The organism is Marinobacter sp. MIT930201, assembly GCF_047122665.1.
Classification (GTDB): Bacteria; Pseudomonadota; Gammaproteobacteria; order Pseudomonadales; family Oleiphilaceae; genus Marinobacter; species Marinobacter salarius.
In genome coordinates, this window is sequence record NZ_CP138916.1 from 3,992,280 (window position 1) to 4,010,941 (window position 18,662).

At 58.0% G+C, this 18,662-nt stretch carries 18 protein-coding genes; 12 read left to right on the top strand and 6 right to left on the bottom strand.

What is annotated here, in order from left to right; all coding sequences use genetic code 11:
- Window positions 1-12: 12 nt before the first annotated feature.
- From SIC19_RS18180 to murB, 8 genes are read left to right on the top strand one after another with little or no spacing between them, the layout of a single operon-like run.
- Window positions 13-639 carry a MotA/TolQ/ExbB proton channel family protein gene (locus tag SIC19_RS18180; protein ID WP_007155358.1) on the top strand — a complete coding sequence of 209 codons (627 nt, stop codon included), beginning with the start codon at window positions 13-15 and terminating at the stop codon, window positions 637-639.
- A 5-nt stretch (window positions 640-644) separates the two neighbouring features.
- Window positions 645-1,070, top strand: a complete 426-nt coding sequence (locus SIC19_RS18185; protein ID WP_036205324.1) for an ExbD/TolR family protein — start codon at window positions 645-647, stop codon at window positions 1,068-1,070.
- Entirely contained in the window at window positions 1,063-2,838 is a 1,776-nt protein-coding gene (gene msbA / locus SIC19_RS18190; RefSeq protein ID WP_127401503.1) for a lipid A export permease/ATP-binding protein MsbA, read from the top strand. Before SIC19_RS18185 ends, msbA begins: the two co-directional genes overlap by 8 nt.
- Entirely contained in the window at window positions 2,835-3,845 is a 1,011-nt protein-coding gene (gene lpxK, locus SIC19_RS18195; RefSeq protein ID WP_036205326.1) for a tetraacyldisaccharide 4'-kinase, read from the top strand. The genes msbA and lpxK overlap by 4 nt, the downstream gene beginning before the upstream one ends.
- A 10-nt stretch (window positions 3,846-3,855) precedes the next feature.
- On the top strand, window positions 3,856-4,044 hold the full coding sequence (locus SIC19_RS18200) for a Trm112 family protein (RefSeq protein WP_007155362.1): 189 nt from the start codon (window positions 3,856-3,858) through the stop codon (window positions 4,042-4,044).
- A gap of 12 nt (window positions 4,045-4,056) precedes the next feature.
- Window positions 4,057-4,854 carry a 3-deoxy-manno-octulosonate cytidylyltransferase gene (kdsB, locus tag SIC19_RS18205; protein WP_127401501.1) on the top strand — a complete coding sequence of 266 codons (798 nt, stop codon included), beginning with the start codon at window positions 4,057-4,059 and terminating at the stop codon, window positions 4,852-4,854.
- On the top strand, window positions 4,851-5,330 hold the full coding sequence (locus tag SIC19_RS18210) for a low molecular weight protein-tyrosine-phosphatase (RefSeq protein ID WP_036205328.1): 480 nt from the start codon (window positions 4,851-4,853) through the stop codon (window positions 5,328-5,330). Before kdsB ends, SIC19_RS18210 begins: the two co-directional genes overlap by 4 nt.
- Window positions 5,327-6,361 carry a UDP-N-acetylmuramate dehydrogenase gene (gene murB, locus SIC19_RS18215; protein ID WP_127401499.1) on the top strand — a complete coding sequence of 345 codons (1,035 nt, stop codon included), beginning with the start codon at window positions 5,327-5,329 and terminating at the stop codon, window positions 6,359-6,361. The genes SIC19_RS18210 and murB overlap by 4 nt, the downstream gene beginning before the upstream one ends.
- Before the next feature lie 37 nt (window positions 6,362-6,398).
- Here the strand turns inward: murB and SIC19_RS18220 are convergent, their stop codons facing one another.
- The gene (locus SIC19_RS18220; protein ID WP_127401498.1) at window positions 6,399-8,132 is read right to left on the bottom strand and encodes a proline--tRNA ligase; all 1,734 of its coding nucleotides are present in this window, start codon (window positions 8,130-8,132) and stop codon (window positions 6,399-6,401) included.
- Between the two features lie 108 nt (window positions 8,133-8,240).
- Here SIC19_RS18220 and SIC19_RS18225 point away from each other — a divergent pair, with 108 nt between their 5' ends.
- Together SIC19_RS18225 and SIC19_RS18230 are read left to right on the top strand one after the other, a co-directional pair.
- Window positions 8,241-8,669: a PaaI family thioesterase gene (locus tag SIC19_RS18225; RefSeq protein WP_036205331.1), complete on the top strand. Its 429-nt coding sequence runs from the start codon at window positions 8,241-8,243 to the stop codon at window positions 8,667-8,669.
- 10 nt (window positions 8,670-8,679) lie between these two features.
- Window positions 8,680-9,294 (top strand): TetR/AcrR family transcriptional regulator, encoded by a 615-nt coding sequence (locus tag SIC19_RS18230; RefSeq protein ID WP_036205332.1) that lies wholly within the window; start codon window positions 8,680-8,682, stop codon window positions 9,292-9,294.
- 4 nt (window positions 9,295-9,298) lie between these two features.
- Here the strand turns inward: SIC19_RS18230 and SIC19_RS18235 are convergent, their stop codons facing one another.
- Entirely contained in the window at window positions 9,299-9,796 is a 498-nt protein-coding gene (locus tag SIC19_RS18235) for an Lrp/AsnC family transcriptional regulator (RefSeq protein WP_127401496.1), read from the bottom strand.
- Window positions 9,797-9,942: 146 nt separating this feature from the next.
- On the opposite strand from SIC19_RS18235, the gene leuA reads away from it, so the two are divergent.
- Window positions 9,943-11,643 (top strand): 2-isopropylmalate synthase, encoded by a 1,701-nt coding sequence (leuA, locus tag SIC19_RS18240; RefSeq protein WP_075196213.1) that lies wholly within the window; start codon window positions 9,943-9,945, stop codon window positions 11,641-11,643.
- A 77-nt stretch (window positions 11,644-11,720) separates the two neighbouring features.
- Here the strand turns inward: leuA and SIC19_RS18245 are convergent, their stop codons facing one another.
- From SIC19_RS18245 to xseA, 4 genes are all read right to left on the bottom strand, one after another.
- Window positions 11,721-11,930 (bottom strand): cold-shock protein, encoded by a 210-nt coding sequence (locus SIC19_RS18245; RefSeq protein WP_008169155.1) that lies wholly within the window; start codon window positions 11,928-11,930, stop codon window positions 11,721-11,723.
- Window positions 11,931-12,142: 212 nt separating this feature from the next.
- Window positions 12,143-13,348, bottom strand: a complete 1,206-nt coding sequence (locus tag SIC19_RS18250; protein WP_213480225.1) for an ISL3 family transposase — start codon at window positions 13,346-13,348, stop codon at window positions 12,143-12,145.
- A gap of 219 nt (window positions 13,349-13,567) precedes the next feature.
- Entirely contained in the window at window positions 13,568-15,442 is a 1,875-nt protein-coding gene (locus tag SIC19_RS18255) for a propionyl-CoA synthetase (protein WP_041334286.1), read from the bottom strand.
- A 111-nt stretch (window positions 15,443-15,553) separates the two neighbouring features.
- Window positions 15,554-16,909, bottom strand: coding sequence for an exodeoxyribonuclease VII large subunit (gene xseA / locus SIC19_RS18260; RefSeq protein ID WP_091641318.1), 1,356 nt, complete (start codon window positions 16,907-16,909; stop codon window positions 15,554-15,556).
- Between the two features lie 228 nt (window positions 16,910-17,137).
- Between xseA and guaB the strand changes: the two genes are divergently transcribed.
- Entirely contained in the window at window positions 17,138-18,601 is a 1,464-nt protein-coding gene (guaB, locus tag SIC19_RS18265) for an IMP dehydrogenase (protein WP_007152454.1), read from the top strand.
- Window positions 18,602-18,662 lie beyond the last annotated feature (61 nt).

The window sequence follows — 18,662 nt, forward strand, 5'->3', positions numbered from 1 at the left end:
GGGAGACCAAGCGTGTTCGAGCTTTTGAAAGCCGGTGGCATCCTCATGGTGCCGATTCTTGCCTGTTCTATTCTTGCCCTTGCCATCATTCTAGAGCGCTTCTGGACGCTCAGACCGTCCAGGGTAACGCCTCAGCACACCATCAACGAACTGTGGCGGTGGATCAAGAAAAAGGAGCTTAACGGGCGCAAGCTCAAGGCACTGCAGGGGTCGTCTCCCCTGGGGCGGATCCTGGCCGGCGGGTTGATGAATGCCAAACATGGTCGCGAGATCATGAAGGAAAGCATTGAGCACGAGGCGAGTCAGGTCATTCATGAACTGGAACGTTTCCTGAACCCCCTCGGGACCGTTGCGACCATTACGCCTCTCCTGGGCCTGCTCGGGACCGTGATCGGCATGATCAAGGTGTTTGCAGAGATCCAGCTCGCCGGTGTAGGCGATGCCGGTAATCTGGCCGGGGGTATTTCGGAAGCACTGATTACGACGGCTTCGGGCCTGAGCGTGGCCATACCAGCACTGATCTGCCACCGTTACTTTATTCGACGTGTCGATGAGTTGGTTGTCGGCATGGAGCAGGAAGCCATCAAGCTTGTGGAAGTGGTGCATGGCGACCGCGAAATTGACGTGGAAGGAGCCTGAACACTGTGAAGTTCAAGCGTCAGAGAAGTCAGGAAGTCGGGGTAGACCTGACGCCACTGATCGATGTGGTCTTCCTGCTGCTGATATTCTTTATGGTGTCCACCACGTTTACCCGTGAGAGCCACCTCAATATCGAATTGCCGGAAGCCAACGGTGAGCGGTCGGAATCCGAGGCGGAGTTGATTGATGTGGTCATCAACGCCGAGGGCCAGTACATCCTCAACGACCGAACCCTGGTGAATAATCGTCGGGAAACCCTGGAAAGGGCGGTTAGTGAACTGGCACAGGACAACACGTCGCTGCCGTTCATCATCACCGCGGATGCCCGTACCCCTCACGAGTTCGTCGTGCGTGCCATGGATGTGGCGGGTCGTCTTGGTTTTGCCAAACTCAGCATCACCACCGAACGAGAGGCGGAAGGCAGTGAGTGACGCCACGTCGACAGCCGAAGAGTCACACCAGCCGGCATCCAACTGGGGAACCTACAAACGCCTGTTGGCTTACGTAAAGCCTTTCTGGCTGGCGTTCTCGCTCGCCGTGGTTGGCAATATCATCTACGCAGCGGCCTCCACCGGTATGGCTGCGGCGATGGAATACGTCATCACGGCACTGGAAAACCCCACCGACAAGAACCGGATTCTGCTGACGTTGCTGATTGTCGGTGTGTTTGCCTTTCGCGGTGTCGGTACCTTCATGAGCCAGTATTTCATCAGTTACGTTGGGCGGCAGGTTATTAACGCTCTGCGCCAGCAAGTCTTCGACCGTTTGCTGAGCCTGCCGTCCCGCTATTTCGATGAAAACGCTTCCGGCCGTCTGGTTTCGAAGATCACATACAATGTTGAACAGGTGGCAGATGCCACGACCAACGCCGTGACCATCACCCTCAGGGAAGGGCTTACCATCCTGGGCCTGCTGGGTTTTATGATTTACACCAACTGGAAGTTGACCCTCGTATTCCTGGCCGTGGGGCCGTTGATTGCCCTGGTGGTCAGCTACGCGAGTAAGCGCTTCCGCAAAATCAGCAAACGTATCCAGGGGTCGATGGGCGATATTACCCATGCGGCTTCCGAGTCCATCAGTGGCTATCGGGTGGTCCGTACCTTTGGCGGCGAGCACTATGAGCGCGACCGCTTCCGCAAGGTCAGTGAGAAAAACCTGGAGCAGAGCCTGAAGATGGCTTCCACCCAGGCCATCAGCATCCCGGTTATCCAGGTGCTGGTGGCGATTGCCATCGCGGCACTGGTGTGGACCATGCTGGCGCCGGAGATCCGTGGCGAAATGAGTACCGGCCAGCTTGTGGCCTTCATTACCGCCGCAACAACCATGGCCAAGCCCATTCGCCAGGTAACGTCCGTACATGCCAAGATCCAGCGTGGCGTTGCCGCTGCCCACGACGTCTTCGGAACCATGGACGAGGAACCGGAACACGATCCGGGCACCTACGCGCCGGAACGGGTTAACGGCAACATTGAATTTGAAAGCGTGTCCTTCCGCTATCGTGACCAGTTGGACGACGTTCTCAAGGATATTTCCCTGAACATACCCGCCGGTCAGAGTGTTGCCCTGGTCGGGCGTTCGGGCAGTGGCAAGTCGACACTGGTCAGTCTTTTGCCTCGTTTCTACGAGTACACCGGTGGGGATGTGCGTCTGGACGGCCACTCCCTGAAAGAATTCAGCCTGGAAGCCCTGCGCTCACAGATTGCGCTGGTGACCCAGAACGTGGTTCTTTTCAACGACACCATTGCGGCCAACATTGCCTATGGCGCACTCCGCCACTGCAGTCGCGAGCAAATCACTGATGCAGCGGCCAAGGCCCATGCGCTGGAGTTCATCGAGCGTATGCCGGAAGGTCTGGATACCATGATTGGTGACAACGGCGTGATGCTTTCCGGCGGCCAGCGCCAGCGACTGGCCATTGCAAGGGCCCTGCTGAAAAACGCACCGGTGCTGATCCTGGACGAGGCAACATCGGCCCTCGATACGGAATCGGAACGGCACATACAGGATGCACTGGAAACCGTCATGCAGGGTCGTACAACGTTGGTCATTGCCCACCGGCTATCAACCATTGAAAAGGCGGATCGCATCCTGGTGATGGATGGCGGCAGAATTGTCGAGTCCGGTCGCCATGATGAATTGCTGGCCGAGGGCGGCGCCTACGCCCAGCTCCACCAGATGCAGTTCAGCGAGCAGGCATGACCACGCTGGTGGAACGGGTATGGTACAGCGGTAGGCGCCCCCTGTGGCCGTTGTATCCGCTGGTCTGGCTCTACCGCACCATTTCTGAAAACCGTCGCCGCCGGGCCTGGCAGGCGATGAACGAACGCATTCCGGTTCCCGTGGTGGTGGTGGGCAATATCACCGCCGGGGGCACAGGAAAATCCCCGCTGACTGCCGCTCTCACCAGTCTGCTGAAGGACCAGGGTTGGCAGCCAGTGATCCTGAGCCGTGGCTACGGAGGCAAGTCTGATCGCTATCCGCTGTTGGTCAACGCTGACACCGACGCCAGGATCGCCGGTGACGAGCCGGTAATGCTGGCCGCGCAATCGGGATGCCCGGTTGTGGTGGACCCGGATCGCAGACGGGGTGCCCTATGGGCACTGGAGCAAGGGCTGGGTACCATTCTGGTGTGCGACGACGGGCTCCAGCATTATCGGCTTCCCCGGGATATTGAACTTGCCGTCTTCGATGCGGCCCGTGGTGTCGGCAACGGCGCCCTGATTCCCGTGGGGCCGTTGCGTGAACCTCTGGCGCGGCTGGAATCCGTCGACTTCGTGATCACCAATGGCGGCCATCTCGACGAGCTCGAGCATGAGCGCCAGTTCACCATGACCCTGGCCCCTACTGAGCTGCGCAACCTTGTGACCGGGGAAGTGCTGTCTCCGAAATGCCTGGAAGGCCGGCGCGTGAGGGCAGTGGCAGGGATCGGTAATCCCAGCCGGTTTTTCGATACACTGATGGCGCTGGGGGCCCAGGTCAGGCCTCTTGCCTTGCCGGACCATCATCGTTTTACGCCCGCCGACCTGCACTCCGAAGACGGTGAATGGCTGGTGATGACCGCCAAGGATGCGGTCAAGTGCCGCGGGGTCGCCCCTGACAACACCTGGGTCCTGTCTGTCACGGCCAGCCTCCCCGAGGTGTTTTCCGAGGCGTTCGTGGCCCGCGTCAATGACTGCAACCAATCGCTGGATACAATGACATTGTGAGAACCGCACCATGGATAAAAAACTGATGGCCCTGCTGGCCTGTCCGGTATGCAAAGGTGACCTGAAGCTGAACGACGCCAAAACCGAGCTTGTCTGCTATCAGGATGCGATGGCCTTTCCGATTCGCGAGGGGATACCGGTGATGCTCGCCACCGAAGCCCGGACTCTGACGACCGACGAGCGACTCCACAAACGCTGACAGGAAGCCCGTATGTCCTACACCGTCGTTATCCCGGCACGTTATGCCTCTACTCGGCTGCCTGGCAAGCCATTGGCAGACATTGCCGGCAAGCCGATGGTTGAGCACGTCTATGAGCGGGCGTGTGAAAGTCAGGCTGGTCGTGTGGTGATCGCCACGGATGACGAACGCATCAAGGCCGCCTGTGCCGCCTTCGGCGCGGAAGTAGTGATGACCTCCGCCAACCACGCCAGTGGTACGGACCGTCTTGAAGAGGTAGCTCGAAAACTGGGGTTTGGTTCGGACAACCGGGTTGTCAACGTTCAGGGTGATGAACCCTTGATCCCACCGGAACTGATTGACCAGGTGGCCGCAAACCTCGAAGCTCACCCTGACGCAGCCATCGCCACCCTCTGCGAGCGGATTCCTGACGCCACCAGTGTGTTCAATCCCAATGTTGTCAAAGTGGTTTTCGATAACCGGGGCATGGCCCACTACTTCAGCCGGGCGCCGATTCCCTGGGCCCGGGATGCGTGGCAGGACGGTGGCGACACCGCCGCGGCGCGGCCGCTACCGGAAGACAGCAATTACTATCGTCACATTGGCATCTACGGCTACCGCGTCAGCCTCCTGCGGAATTTCGTGACCTGGGCGCCAGCCCCGACCGAAGTCACTGAATCCCTGGAACAGCTGCGGGCACTCTACAATGGCGCCCGCATTCACGTCGAAGAAGCGTGCCGGATGCCACCCGCGGGCGTGGATACCGCCGAGGATCTAGAGCGTCTGCGGCAAATCATGATTACCAGACAAAAGGGGGCAGGACACCCATGAAGCCGGAAGTAAACGTACTGTTTGTCTGTCTTGGCAACATCTGCCGTTCGCCCAGCGCAGAAGGTGTCTTTCGCCAGGTGGTTCAGCAGTCCGGGTTCGAAAGTCGCATTGCCATCGATTCCTGCGGCACCGGCGACTGGCATGTGGGTAAGGCCCCGGACGGACGCGCCATGGCCGCTGCCGGCAAGCGCGGAATCGATATCAGTGATCTCCGGGCCCGCCAGTTCCAGGCGCCGGATCTGGACCGGTTCGATTACGTACTGGTGATGGACCGTCAGAATCTCGCGGACGTCAGGGATATCTGGCAGCAACATGGCGGGACCGAGCCGGCATTGTTTCTGGGGTTTGGTCGTTCTGATGAAGAGGAAGTGCCGGACCCATACTACGGTGGCGATCAGGGCTTCGAGCACGTACTTGACCTGATTACCGAGGCCAGTGAAGGTCTTCTTGAGCATATCCGGGAGCGGCTGGTGTGACCCGTTCCGGGGAGATCAGGGAGAACGTGTCCCTGGGGACGATGAACAGTCTTGGTATCGAGGCGAGGGCGCGGTATTTTGTGTCAGTCACCACTGTCGAGGCGCTCCGGAGAGCGCTGGCGTGGGCATCGGAAGCATCGGTTGAGCCGCTCCTGCTCGGAGGTGGCAGCAACCTGGTATTTGCAGGGGATTATCCGGGGCTGGTGATTCGCATCGCCATCGCACGCCGGTGCTGGGAGCAGGTTAGTGGCGACGAGGCGACACTGGTACTGGGCGCTGGTGAAAACTGGCACGAAAGTGTGTTGTACGCGGCTTCCTCCGGCTACAGAGGGATTGAAAACCTTGCGCTGATTCCTGGCACTGTCGGGGCGGCACCGGTTCAGAACATCGGAGCTTATGGCACGGAGTTGCAGGACACCCTGGTGGATATCCGGGCCCTGGATCGGCAGACCGGCAACGAAGTGGTGCTGACGAACAGTCTGTGCCATTTCAGCTATCGTGACAGCGTGTTCAAACACGAACCCGGGCGCTACGTCATCACAGAGGTTCGTCTGAGATTGTCCCGCACCCGACCATTCTCACTGGATTATCGTGACCTCTGCGACTATTTCGACGGGAAGGACCTGCGCGACCTCACTCCGCTTGATGTCGCCAGTGCCGTGATGGCTGTTCGTCGACGCAAATTGCCTGATCCGGAACAGCTTCCCAATGCCGGCAGCTTCTTCAAGAACCCAGTTGTGCCAATGGCAACCTGGGAGTCATTGAAGGAGCAACACCCAGAGATCGCCGGCTACCCCGGTGATGACAATGCCAAGGTGGCGGCCGCATGGCTGATCGACCAGTGTGGCTGGAAGGGGTATCGCAATAGCCGCGTTGGCGTCCATAACCGTCAGGCACTGGTGTTGGTGAACCATTCGAATGGCAGCGGTCAGGACGTGTTGGCATTGGCCAACCGTATCCGGGAGGATGTTGAAGCCCGCTTTGGTATTGCGCTGGAAATGGAACCGGGCGTAATCGGTTCATGCCCATAGGGCAGGCCTGAACCGATTACGCTCGTTGCACGGTTCCTTAAAGGCCGTTGCGGGGGGAGGCGCTAATCAGGAAGGGGAGTGCCTCAGCGAGTGGAATATCCTGCTTGTCTTCGTCACGGCGGCCCTTGTATTCCAGGGTTTCTGCCGTCAGGCCCCGCTCGGATACCACGAACCGGTGAGGAATGCCGATCAGTTCCATATCCGCGAACTTCACGCCCGGACGTTCGTTCCGGTCATCCAGAAGGACATCAAAACCAGCCTGGCGAAGCTGCTCATAGAGCTTTTCCCCGGCAGCCATGACCGAAGGGGATTTGTGGCCGTTCAGTGTCACGATAGCCACCTCAAACGGAGCAATGGCGTCGGGCCAGATGATGCCCTTGTCGTCATGGTTCTGCTCAATGGACGAGGCGACAATCCGGGAGACACCGATACCGTAGCAGCCCATTTCCAGGATGGCGCTCTTGCCGTTTTCATCCAGTACCGTGGCGTTCATGGCCTTGCTGTATTTATTGCCCAGCTTGAAAATGTGGCCAACTTCAATACCGCGCCGGATTTCCAGGGTGCCCTTGCCGTCCGGGCTGGGATCGCCCTCGACCACATCGCGCAGGTCTTCCACGCGGCTCAGGGCTACATCGCGTTCCCAGTTTACGCCGGTCAGGTGGTGGCCTTCCTTGTTGGCGCCGCAGACAAAGTCCACCATGTGTGCCGCACTGCGATCGACAATGACGGGCACTGTCAGGTTCACGGGGCCGATGGAGCCGGCCTTGCAACCGACAACCTGTTCGATTTCCTCATCGGTGGCCATGGTCAGCGGTTCAGCGACATCGGGCAGGTTTTCCGCCTTGATTTCATTAAGGGTGTGATCCCCCCGAAGAATCAGGGCAATCAGGCCACTGTGGCCGTTGTCGTCTTCTTCGGCCTTGACCAGCAAGGTCTTGGCGCAGCGACTGGCGTCTACGTTCAGGAATGTGGCAACGGCCTCTATGGTCCGTTGCTCTGGTGTGGCCACCTCCGCCATTTCTTCGGAAGGCGATGAGCGGTCTCCGGCAGGCGCAACGGCTTCGGCTTTCTCAATGTTGGCGGCATAGTCGCTGTCGGTGCTGAACACAATGGCGTCTTCACCGGATGAGGCCAGTACATGGAACTCGTGGGACGCGCTTCCGCCGATAGCGCCTGAATCCGCCTCGACGGGGCGGTAATCCAGGCCCAGTCGATCAAAGATGGCGCAGTAGGTGCGATGCATGACCTGATACGTGTCGTTCAATGATTCCGCATTCACATGGAACGAGTAAGCGTCCTTCATGATGAATTCCCGCGCACGCATCACGCCGAACCGGGGACGTCGTTCATCGCGGAACTTGGTCTGGATCTGGTAGAAGTTCGCGGGCAATTCCTTGTAGCTTTTCAGCTCGTTGCGGATCAGATCGGTGATGACCTCCTCGTGGGTGGGCCCGAAGCAGAAGTCGCGACCATGGCGGTCGTTCATCCGCAGTAGTTCACCGCCATACTGTTCCCAGCGCCCGGATTCCTGCCACAGCTCCGCCGGCTGTACCGCGGGCATCAGCACTTCCTGTGCGCCACTCTTGTCCATTTCCTCGCGCACGATGCGTTCAACCTTGCGAAGCACCCTTAATCCCATTGGCAGCCAGGAGTAGAGGCCGGAGGCCAGTTTTCGGATCATTCCTGCCCGGAGCATCATTTGATGGCTGATGATCTCGGCATCGGCAGGCGTTTCTTTTTGGGTGGCAATCAGGTAGCGGCTTGCTCGCATTGTGTTATCCGTAAGCAGTTGAGAAGGGGTTCTTTATTTATCCTGTCGTGCTCGCTATTGTACGGAGCGATTACCACGAGGTACAGATGGACATTGGGAGAGCTGCGAATGACACTGACCGCAACTGAAGTCGAGGCCGTTATCAGGGCCGGTGTGCCCATGGCCGAGGATATCGGATTTACCGTCGACGAAGCGCGGGAAGACGGGTTCGCCCGCACCCGCCTGGTGTTTTCCGAACGCCTGATTCGCCCCGGCGGCACACTGTCTGGCCCGGTGCAGATGGCCCTGGCGGATGCGTCCATGTACGCGGCGGTGATGGCCGCCATTGGTCAGGTTGAGATGGCGGTGACCAGCAACCTGTCGATCAATTTCCTGCATAAGCCGGCACCGGACGACCTGATAGGGGAGGCGAGGGTTCTGCGGATGGGGCGCCGACTTGCTTTTTGCGAGGTGCGGTTGCTATCCGGGCAGGGAAACGAGGAGAAACTGGTCGCCCATGTAACGGGCAGCTATGCTTTACCGTATAACCGCGACTGAAGCAGGAGATATGACCGAAGAAACCGTAGATATCACGCCTCGCCGTCAGCCTGTTCAGGCCAGAAGCCGCGAGCGCGTGAATAGCATTCTCAGCCATGCGGCAGCGATTTTCCACGAGGTGGGTGTCGATGCCACCAGTATGTCTGCCATTGCCCGTCAGTCCGGCATGTCACTCGCCTCCCTCTATCGTTACTTTCCCAACAAGGCGGCCATCGTAAAGGCGATTGCTGAAGGGCATGTTGAGCGCATGGAGACGGCGTTGCGGGAGCGGCTCCAGACTCTGGAGCTGGTGGATGCCGTAGACGTTCTGATTGACCTGTTCTATGAGTTTTATCGGACCGAACCTGCCTATTCCGTGATCTGGAGCGGGGTGGAATCGATGCCCGAATTGCGGGACCTGGATATCCGTGAGCTCTACAGCCATGCCCGCGACCTGGATAACCGCTTGCGGGACGTCTGCCCCCGCATTCCGGAAGACCGTCGGTGGACAGCGAGCCTGATGTTGCCCCGCTCGGCCGGAACCGTTCTCAGGCTTGCGGCGACCCTGCCGGACGATCAGGCCCGTTCGATGGTGAGTGAGCTCAAATGCATGGCCCGGGCCTATCTGGCTGAGCTCATTCGCTAGCGAGTCAGGACAGATACCCCAGAGGCAGGGCCGTGCTGTCAATAACCCGCCTCAGCACAAAGCTGGAATGCACGCCACTGACGCCCTGGATGCGGGTGATGCGATTTAGCAGAAAGTGGTGATAATGATCCATGTCGGGCACTACCACCTTGAGCATGTAATCGGCGTCCTGGCCGGTAATTAGGTAGCATTCCTGAACTTCGGGGTATTCACCCACCTGCCGCTCGAACGTGGCAAAGCGTTCGGGGGTGTGCCGGTCCATGCCGATGAGTATGATCGCCGTAAGGGACAGTCCCAGCTTTTTGTGATCAAGGATTGTTACCTGCCGAACTATGATCCCGGCGTCCTCCAGTGCGCGGACCCGTCGCAGGCAAGGAGAGGGTGACAGACCGACTTTGTCTGCCAGCTCCTGGTTTGTCAGCGAGCCATTCTGTTGCAACTGTTCGAGGATATTTCGGTCAATCCTGTCGATTTTAACAAGCGACTTGTCGGAAGTTGACATAAAATTGCACCTTCAGTGAATATCCTGGAATATTGTGTCTATTCTGGGTTTCTTAAGGGATAAAAAGCAATCATTTTCCCCGTGTGACGCGTTATCCTGATACACAATCAATGAATTCCCCGTGAGAACAGCAAGGAATCACCCCAATGGCATTTGATCATCGTAAATACGTTGCGTTTACGCCGGTGGCGAAAACCGATCGTCGCTGGCCGGACAAAGTCATCACCACCGCTCCCCGTTTTTGTGCGGTGGATCTGCGGGATGGCAACCAGGCACTGGTAAAGCCGATGTCGGTAGCGCAGAAGCAGCGGATGTTTGATTTGCTGGTAAAGCTGGGGTTCAAGGAAATCGAGATTGGCTTTCCTGCAGCGAGCCAACCGGATTTTGATTTTTGTCGCAAACTTATTGAAGAAGATCGCATTCCCGATGATGTGCACATTCAGGTGCTGACCCAGGCGCGGCCGGAGCTGATTGAGCGCACCTACGATGCCCTTAAGGGGGCTCGCAAGGCTATCGTACATGTGTACAACTCGACGTCGACGGTTCAGCGGGAGCAGGTCTTCGGCATGGACCGCGAAGGCGTGAAAGATATTGCGGTCAATGGTGCCCGCATCGTCAAGGCCAACGCCGCCAAGTACCCGGACACCGAATGGACTTTCCAGTATTCGCCGGAGAGCTTTACCGGAACGGAACTGGAATACGCCGCGGACGTGATCGATGCAGTAAACGACGTCTGGCGCCCGGATCAGGGCCAGCCGGTGGTGATCAACCTGCCAGCCACCGTGGAAATGGCGACCCCCAATGTATTTGCCGATCAGATCGAGTGGATCTGCGATCACGTTCGGTATCGCGAGCACATCAGTATCAGCGTCCATACCCACAACGACCGTGGCTGTGCTGTAGCGGCGGCGGAGCTGGCGGTGATGGCCGGCGCTGACCGGGTGGAAGGCACGCTGATGGGCAATGGTGAGCGTACCGGCAACATGGACCTGGTCACCATGGCGATGAATCTTTACTCCCAGGGCGTGGATCCGACGCTGGACCTGTCTGGAATGGCCGAGATTACCGATGTGGTTGAAGCCTGTACCGAGATTTCCACCCATCCCCGCCACCCCTATGCCGGTGAGCTTGTGTTTACAGCCTTCTCGGGCAGCCACCAGGATGCCATCCGTAAATGCCTGGCCCGCCGCACCGAAGGCGAAAGCTGGCATGTGGCGTATCTGCCCATCGATCCTCACGACCTCGGTCGCCGTTATGAGGAAGTGGTTCGCATCAACAGCCAGTCTGGCAAAGGTGGTGTGGCTTATGTCCTGGAGCGTGATTACAACATCAGCCTGCCACGGTGGTTGCAGATCGAGTTCAGTAAGCTGGTGCAGCGAGAGGCCGAAACCAACGGCGGAGAGATTGACTCACTGACGATTCATCGGTTGTTCGAAGATCGTTACCTGAAGGTGGCCAAAGCCTGGGAGTTGAGATCCTATGACCTTCACCGGGATGATGAAGGCGTGAATGCCGTTGTGAGTATTGGCGCTGAAAGCGACCCGATCATACTCAAAGGTCATGGCCTCGGAGCGGTCGAGGCAGTGTCAGCGGCGTTGGAGGCGGAATACGGCGTAACCCTGGCGGTAGAAGCCTACGATGAATTTGCATTGGGTGAGGGCACCAACGCCAATGCACTGGCCTGTATCCGTGTGACGGTGGATGGACATCACTGCAGTGCGGCCGCTCTGGCCGAGGATACCACGTCGGCTACCTTGCAGGCGCTGTTTTCAGCGGTTTCCCAGGTGGTCGAAGCTGGTCGTCGGGATGGGGTCACCAATAAGGCGTCGGCGGAAGCGGATGCCTGAAAAAGAAAAAGCCGGCGAATGCCGGCTTTTTCGGATTCCCTGTGCCCGTGAGGGGCATAGGGCGGGGTCGCGTAACCTCAGACTGGGGTTACGTTTTCCGCCTGGGGACCTTTCGGACCCTGAGTCACGGTAAACTGCACCTGTTGACCTTCGGTCAGGGTGCGGAAACCGCTCGCGTTGATTGCACTATAGTGAACGAAAACGTCACTGCCACCGTCCTGGGCGATAAAGCCGAAGCCCTTGGACTCGTTAAACCACTTTACGTGGCCTGTTTTTGTATCTGACATTGATCTTTCCTGTATTTCTGAAATTTTGCCCTCACGGGACCATCGGTATCCAGTCGGAATACCGGCGCTGTAAAAATTCAGAAAGTACTGAGGAAAGGGGCAACGAAGAGCACTGCGGCAGGACGTTGAAACGCATTCACCAAATACCGCTGTATTTTCACAGCAATTTCAGTATAGACCGAGTTGGGAGGGCGTCAACGCTTTTTTTAGGTTCATCGCACTTTACCGGGAAACGCTGCTTTTATCTTAAGGAAGAAGTAGTCGTTGTCCCGGTAGCCATAGGCCATCCGTTTGATGACCTTAATCTTGTTGTTCATCCCTTCCAGGACGCTGGTATTCATCCGGTAGACAGCACTGGCGATAATACCTTCGACATAGCCTTTGAGGCGTCTGGCAAATTGCTGAACTGGTGCCAGCCCACTGCTCATTGCCAGATTCAACCAGTCCTGCCAGCGTTGCTTGGCTTCGTCCTCTGAAGGGGCGTACCAGAGCTCTTTGAGCTGGTCTTTCAGCACATACACTGTCATCAGAGGCTGGTTAGCCTGCAGCAACTCTTCGAGCTTCAGAGCTTGATCATCTTTGAGGTTGGTCCGATTTCTGAGCAATAGCCAGCGACTTCGCTTCACTACCTTTCGAGCGGGCTTGTCGTGTCGAAGCTGATTGGCCTGGTCGACCCGAACCCGATCAATCACTTCCCGTCCGAACTTGGCGACAACATGGAACAGGTCGTAAACCACGCGAGCGTTAGGGCAATGATGCTGAACTTCCAGATCCATGGCGGTATTCATGTCCATCGCCACAGCTTCGATCCGCGTGCACGCCTCAGCTCCTAACCATTCAAAGAAGGGACGCACAGCGGCTCGGCTACGCCCCTCTCCAACCCAGAGCACTTGCTGCGTGTCTGCATCAATCGCCACGGTGGCGTACCGGTGCCCCTTGAACAAGGCGAACTCATCCATGATCAATCGGCGAATTCGATGCCTGTCAGGCTCAGTCACTTCCCGCTTGAGACGTTGATGGTCGACGGCTTTGACCGTATGCCAGTGCAACCCCAACAGGGTTGCTACATGCTGAACTGGCATCAGGCGCACCAAGGACTCAATCCAATTGATCATGCCCGCTGTCAGGCGCTGTCGCCCTGGTAACCAGCGAATCTGTTCAAGTCTGGGACCACAGGATACACAGCGAACTCGACGGACAGGCACATCCAGCCAAACTCGATAATGAAACAGGTCGCGCTCTCGAACTCGTCGGGTACTAGTGTCGTGGATGGCAAGCGTGTGCTGGTTACAACCACTGCAGCAGGGTAGATGATCAGCGGCAGGTTGCAGTCGGATGAGCACGGAGTGGGCGTCAATCTGGACGTAGGATTCCATCGTGAATCCTTCCCAGAACAGATCAAGAAGATTAGCATTCATAGAGGCGGCGGTGGATTGGCTAATTTTGTTGTTTTGGCGAACTCAAAACTAACCGGTTTTACCGCCGTCTCCTACTTTTTCACGCTAACCCGCGATGAACCTTTTTTTAGCACTTTATTTAAGTTTTTTAATCCGCAAAAACAACAAGTTGTCATAAAATCGTCACCAAACGGATGCACCGTTGTGGCGCAGGTTCCGATTGGTGACGGCGTCTCGTGGTCAGCTTTTGAACTGCTCGCTGATTTCTTCCAGTATGGCGGGGTCGTCAATCGTGCTTGGCACTGCGTAGTCCTCACCATCGGCGATTTGTCGGATTACCCGGCGCAGGATCTTGCCGGACCGGGTTTTGGGGAGTCGTTCCACGACCAACGCCTTGCGGAAGCAGGCAATAGCGCCGATTTTTTCGCGCACCATCTCAACCAGCTCTTCTTCAAGTTCGTCGTGGTCGATGGTTGCGCCGTCCTTGATCAGTACGAGCCCCACGGGCACCTGGCCTCTCATGTCGTCGTGAGCACCGACCACGCAGCATTCCGCGATGGCCGGGTGGGCCGCCACCACTTCCTCCATCTCTCCGGTGGACAACCGGTGGCCCGCGACGTTGATAACGTCGTCCGTTCTTCCCATCACGAACACATAGCCGTCTTCATCAACAAATCCTCCATCACCGGAACTGTAGAAACCTTCGATGGGGGCAAGATAAGTGTTACGGAATCGGGCGTCGTCACCCCAGACCGTGGACATGCAGCCCGGAGGCAATGGCAGCTTAACGGCAATCTGGCCCTGTTCGCCGGCGGGCACCTGATGGCCCTCCATGTCCACCACCTGAACGTTGAATCCGGGGGACGGAAGCGTGGCGGAGCCGGGTTTCGTCGTCATCATTTCGATGCCCACCGGGTTGCAGCAGATTGCCCAGCCGGTTTCGGTTTGCCACCAATGGTCCAGTATTGGCAGGCGGGTATGTTCCTTCAGCCATTCGTAGGTGGGTGGGTCCAGTCGTTCGCCGGCCAGGAAGAGGCGCTTCAGGGAACTGATGTCGTAGCGGGACAGCTGATCAGCCTCAGGGTCTTCCTTGCGGACCGCCCGGAAGGCGGTCGGTGCCGTGAACAACAGATTCACGCCGTGGTCCTGGACCACGCGCCAGAAGGCGCCGGCATCCGGAGTTTTGACCGGCTTGCCCTCGTAAAGGATGGTGGTGCAGCCTGCAAACAAGGGGGCATAGACGATATAGCTGTGCCCGACCACCCAGCCAACGTCCGATGCGGCCCAGTAGACATCTCCCGGGCTGGCGTCGTAAACCAGGTGCATGCTGTAGCGAAGAGCGACGGCATGGCCGCCGTTGTCGCGCACAACGCCCTTGGGTTTACCGGTGGTTCCGGACGTGTAGAGGATATAAAGCGGGTCGGTGGCCCTGACCGGCACCGGGTCTACCGCCCGGGCCCGGCTAACCATTTCACCCCAGTCGAAATCGCGACCTTCCTGAAGCGTGGCCTGAGCCTGCGGGCGCTGAAACACAATGCAACACTCGGGCTTGTGGTCCGCCTGATCGATGGCTTTGTCCACCAAGGGCTTGTATTCGATGACCTTGCTGACTTCGATGCCGCAGGAGGCTGTGATGACGGCCTTGGGCTTGGCATCATCGATGCGCACCGCCAGTTCATTGGATGCGAAACCGCCAAAGACCACGGAATGAATGGCGCCAATCCGGGCGCATCCCAGCATGGCAATGACGGCTTCCGGAATCATGGGCATGTAGAGAATCACCCGGTCACCCTTGGTGATGCCTCTGTCCTGGAGGGCACCGGCGAAGGTTGCCACCTCACGGGTGAGCTCATTGTAGGTGTATGAGCGGGTGGTGCCGGTGACCGGAGAATCGTAAATCAGGGCTTTCTGTTCGCCGCGCCCGGCCCGGATGTTGGCATCCAGTGCTATGTCGGAGGTGTTAAGGACGCCATCGGGAAACCACTCCCCATGTCCGTTATCGGTGGGCTGCCAGATGGTTTTCGGGGGCTCCATCCAGTCAATGGCAGACGCTTTCTCGCGCCAGAAGGCGTCAGGCTGGTCGATTGATTGCCTGAACTCGGAGTGGTAGTCCATAACATCCACCTCGCATCACTGTTGTTGTTGTGTTTTGTAATACCCACAACTTTAGGCGCTTTGAGGTATAGGACTACTAGACCATAGGCTAAGTTTCTGTCTTTTTGAAAGTTATTGGTTTCCTGAATTGACCGCGGTCACGTTCGCTTCAACGTGGCCGCTGGCAACACGGGCGGTGATCCTGTCGCCGGGCGCGAGTTCACTGGCCTGGCGAACTATATCCCCGTTTTCCTGCTGGACGATGGCGTACCCCCGCCCCAGCGTCGCCAGCGGGCTGACCACATTCAGTGTTTGAGCCAGATGCTCAAGGCGCTCCTGGCGTTGGACGACGGACTGGCGAGCCAAGCGGGTCAGTCGTTCGGACAGCTGGCTGACGCTCCTGCGGTTGTCGTCGAGCCGTTTTGCGGGAGATTGCATCCTCAGGCGCTGGCCAAGGTGTTCAGCGCGCACCTTTTCCCGCTCCATGCGTTGACGCATGGCTTTGCCCAGCCGGAGGTCGAGGTCGTCCATGCGCTGGGCTTTTTCCATCAGTTCACGCCGGGGATCCCTGAGCCTGGCGGAAAGATGCGCCAGCTGAGTCCCCATGCGTTTGAGGGCTCGGCTGGCGGCGCCGGCGAGTCGATGTTCCCGTTCCTTGAGCTGTCGCAGCCAGTCCTGCTGATCGGGTGATATCTTTTCCGCAGCGGCGGACGGTGTGGGTGCCCGCAGGTCGGCGACAAAGTCGGCAATGGTTACGTCCACTTCGTGGCCAACCGCACTGACCGTTGGCAGGGGGCATGCTGCTATGGCGCGGGCGACGGCTTCCTCGTTGAAACACCAAAGATCTTCCAGTGAGCCACCACCGCGACCAATAATCAGCACATCGGCGAGTCCGTGTCGGGCTGCCCGGTCAATGGCGCGGACAATGTCAGCTGTTGCTGCCTGCCCCTGGACAGCGGTGGGGTAAAGGGTGACGGGAATGGCCGGGCATCGTCTGGCAAGTACGGTCAGGATATCGTGAATGGCGGCGCCGGTGGGCGATGTCACAACCCCAATGTGGCGAGGGGTTGATGGCAGCGGTTTTTTGCGGGCTGCATCGAACAGACCCTCCATCTGCAGCTTGCGTTTGAGCTCCTCATAGGCCTGCTGCAACGCGCCGAGTCCCGCTGGCTCGACATGCTCGACAATGATCTGGAAATCACCCCGGTTTTCGTAAAGCGTTACCTTGCCGCGGATGCGAACCTGCTCGCCTTCCTTCGGAATTTCTTTCACCCGCTGGTTGAAGCCCCGGAACATGGCGCAGCGGATCTGGCATTTGCGATCTTTCAGGGAAAAATACCAATGGCCAGAAGAGGGGCGGGAGAATCCGGACAATTCACCCTCAACCCAAACCTGCATGAAGCTGGCTTCCAGCAGGTGGCGGGCCTGGTGATTGAGCTCGCTGACACTCAGTGCTCGGGGCCGGGAATCCTGGAAACCGCTGTCCAAAGGGGGTGCTCCTTCGTTTCTGTGGGGTTGCTGTATACGCAAAAGCCGAAAATTGGAGAGTAAAAATAGCGAAAATTCAAAAAGATGCAACCCAATAGGTAGTCAGCCCCGGTTTACTGTCAACCAAGGCCCATTTATAATAGGTCGATTAAGAATTTTGTACTGCCACAGCCTGCGGGGTGTGGTGTCAGAATTCTCCAATCTAGCATGTTCAAAAGGCGGATCCCAATGCTGCGAATTGCCGAAGAAGCCCTCACCTTTGACGATGTACTGCTCGTTCCAGGACGCTCAGAGGTTCTTCCTCACCAGGTCAGCCTGCAAACCCAGCTGACCAAAGGTATCACCCTGAATATTCCGCTGGTATCAGCGGCTATGGATACCGTGACCGAAGCTGATCTGGCCATTTCCATGGCTCAGGAAGGTGGCATCGGCATCATGCACAAGAGCATGTCTGTTGAGCAGCAGGCCGCGGCCGTCCGCAAGGTCAAGAAGTTCGAAAGCGGCGTCGTGAAGGATCCTATCACGGTGACGCCGGACACTACGGTTCGCGAACTCGTGGACATTACCATGGCCAACAACATTTCGGGGCTGCCGGTGGTGGACGGTGTCGATCTCGTTGGTATCGTCACCGGTCGTGATATTCGCTTTGAAAGCCGCCTGGACACGCCTGTCTCGGAAATCATGACCGCCAAGGACAAGTTGGTGACGGTGAAAGAGGGTGCCAACCTGGACGACGTGAAAGAGCTGTTGCATCGTCACCGCATTGAAAAAGTCCTGGTCGTGAATGACGACTTTGAATTGCGCGGGCTGATTACCGTCAAGGATATCCAGAAGGCGAAGGACTATCCGCTCGCTTGCAAGGACGAGCAGGGCCGTCTTCGAGCTGGCGCTGCCGTTGGCACCGGTGCAGATACAGATGCACGTGTAGCCGCGCTGGTTGAGGCCGGAGTTGACGTGATCGTAGTGGATACGGCCCATGGCCATTCCAAGGGCGTGCTCGACCGGGTTCGCTGGATTAAAGAACATTTCCCGGAAGTTCAGGTGATCGGCGGCAACATTGCTACGTCTGATGCCGCAATCGATCTGGCCGACGCTGGTGCAGACGCGGTCAAGGTAGGTATCGGTCCCGGTTCCATCTGCACGACCCGTATTGTGGCCGGCATTGGCGTGCCACAGATCACAGCAGTGTCCAATGTGGCCGCCGCCTTGAAAGACCGTGGCGTGCCCGTGATCGCGGATGGTGGCGTTCGCTTCTCTGGCGATATTTCCAAGGCCATTGCAGCCGGAGCCTACAGTGTCATGATCGGCAGCCTGCTGGCCGGTACTGACGAAGCCCCGGGCGAGGTTGAGCTGTATCAGGGCCGTAGCTATAAAGCCTACCGCGGCATGGGTTCCATTGGAGCCATGGGGCAGGGGTCCAGTGACCGTTACTTCCAGGACGCCAGTAAAGGCATTGAGAAGCTGGTGCCGGAAGGCATTGAAGGCCGCGTTGCCTGCAAGGGCCCGATGCGGAACATTGTGCACCAGTTGATGGGCGGCCTGCGGGCTTCCATGGGTTATACCGGCAGTGCCACCATGGAAGAAATGCGCACCAAGCCTGAGTTCGTCCGCATCACCAATGCGGGCATGCGTGAGAGTCACGTCCACGACGTGACCATCACCAAAGAAGCCCCTAACTACCGTATCGGCTGACCACTGTCGATTCGGGCGCGGCTCACCCAGTGAGCCGCGTTTTTTCTTTCTGCTCCGAGGA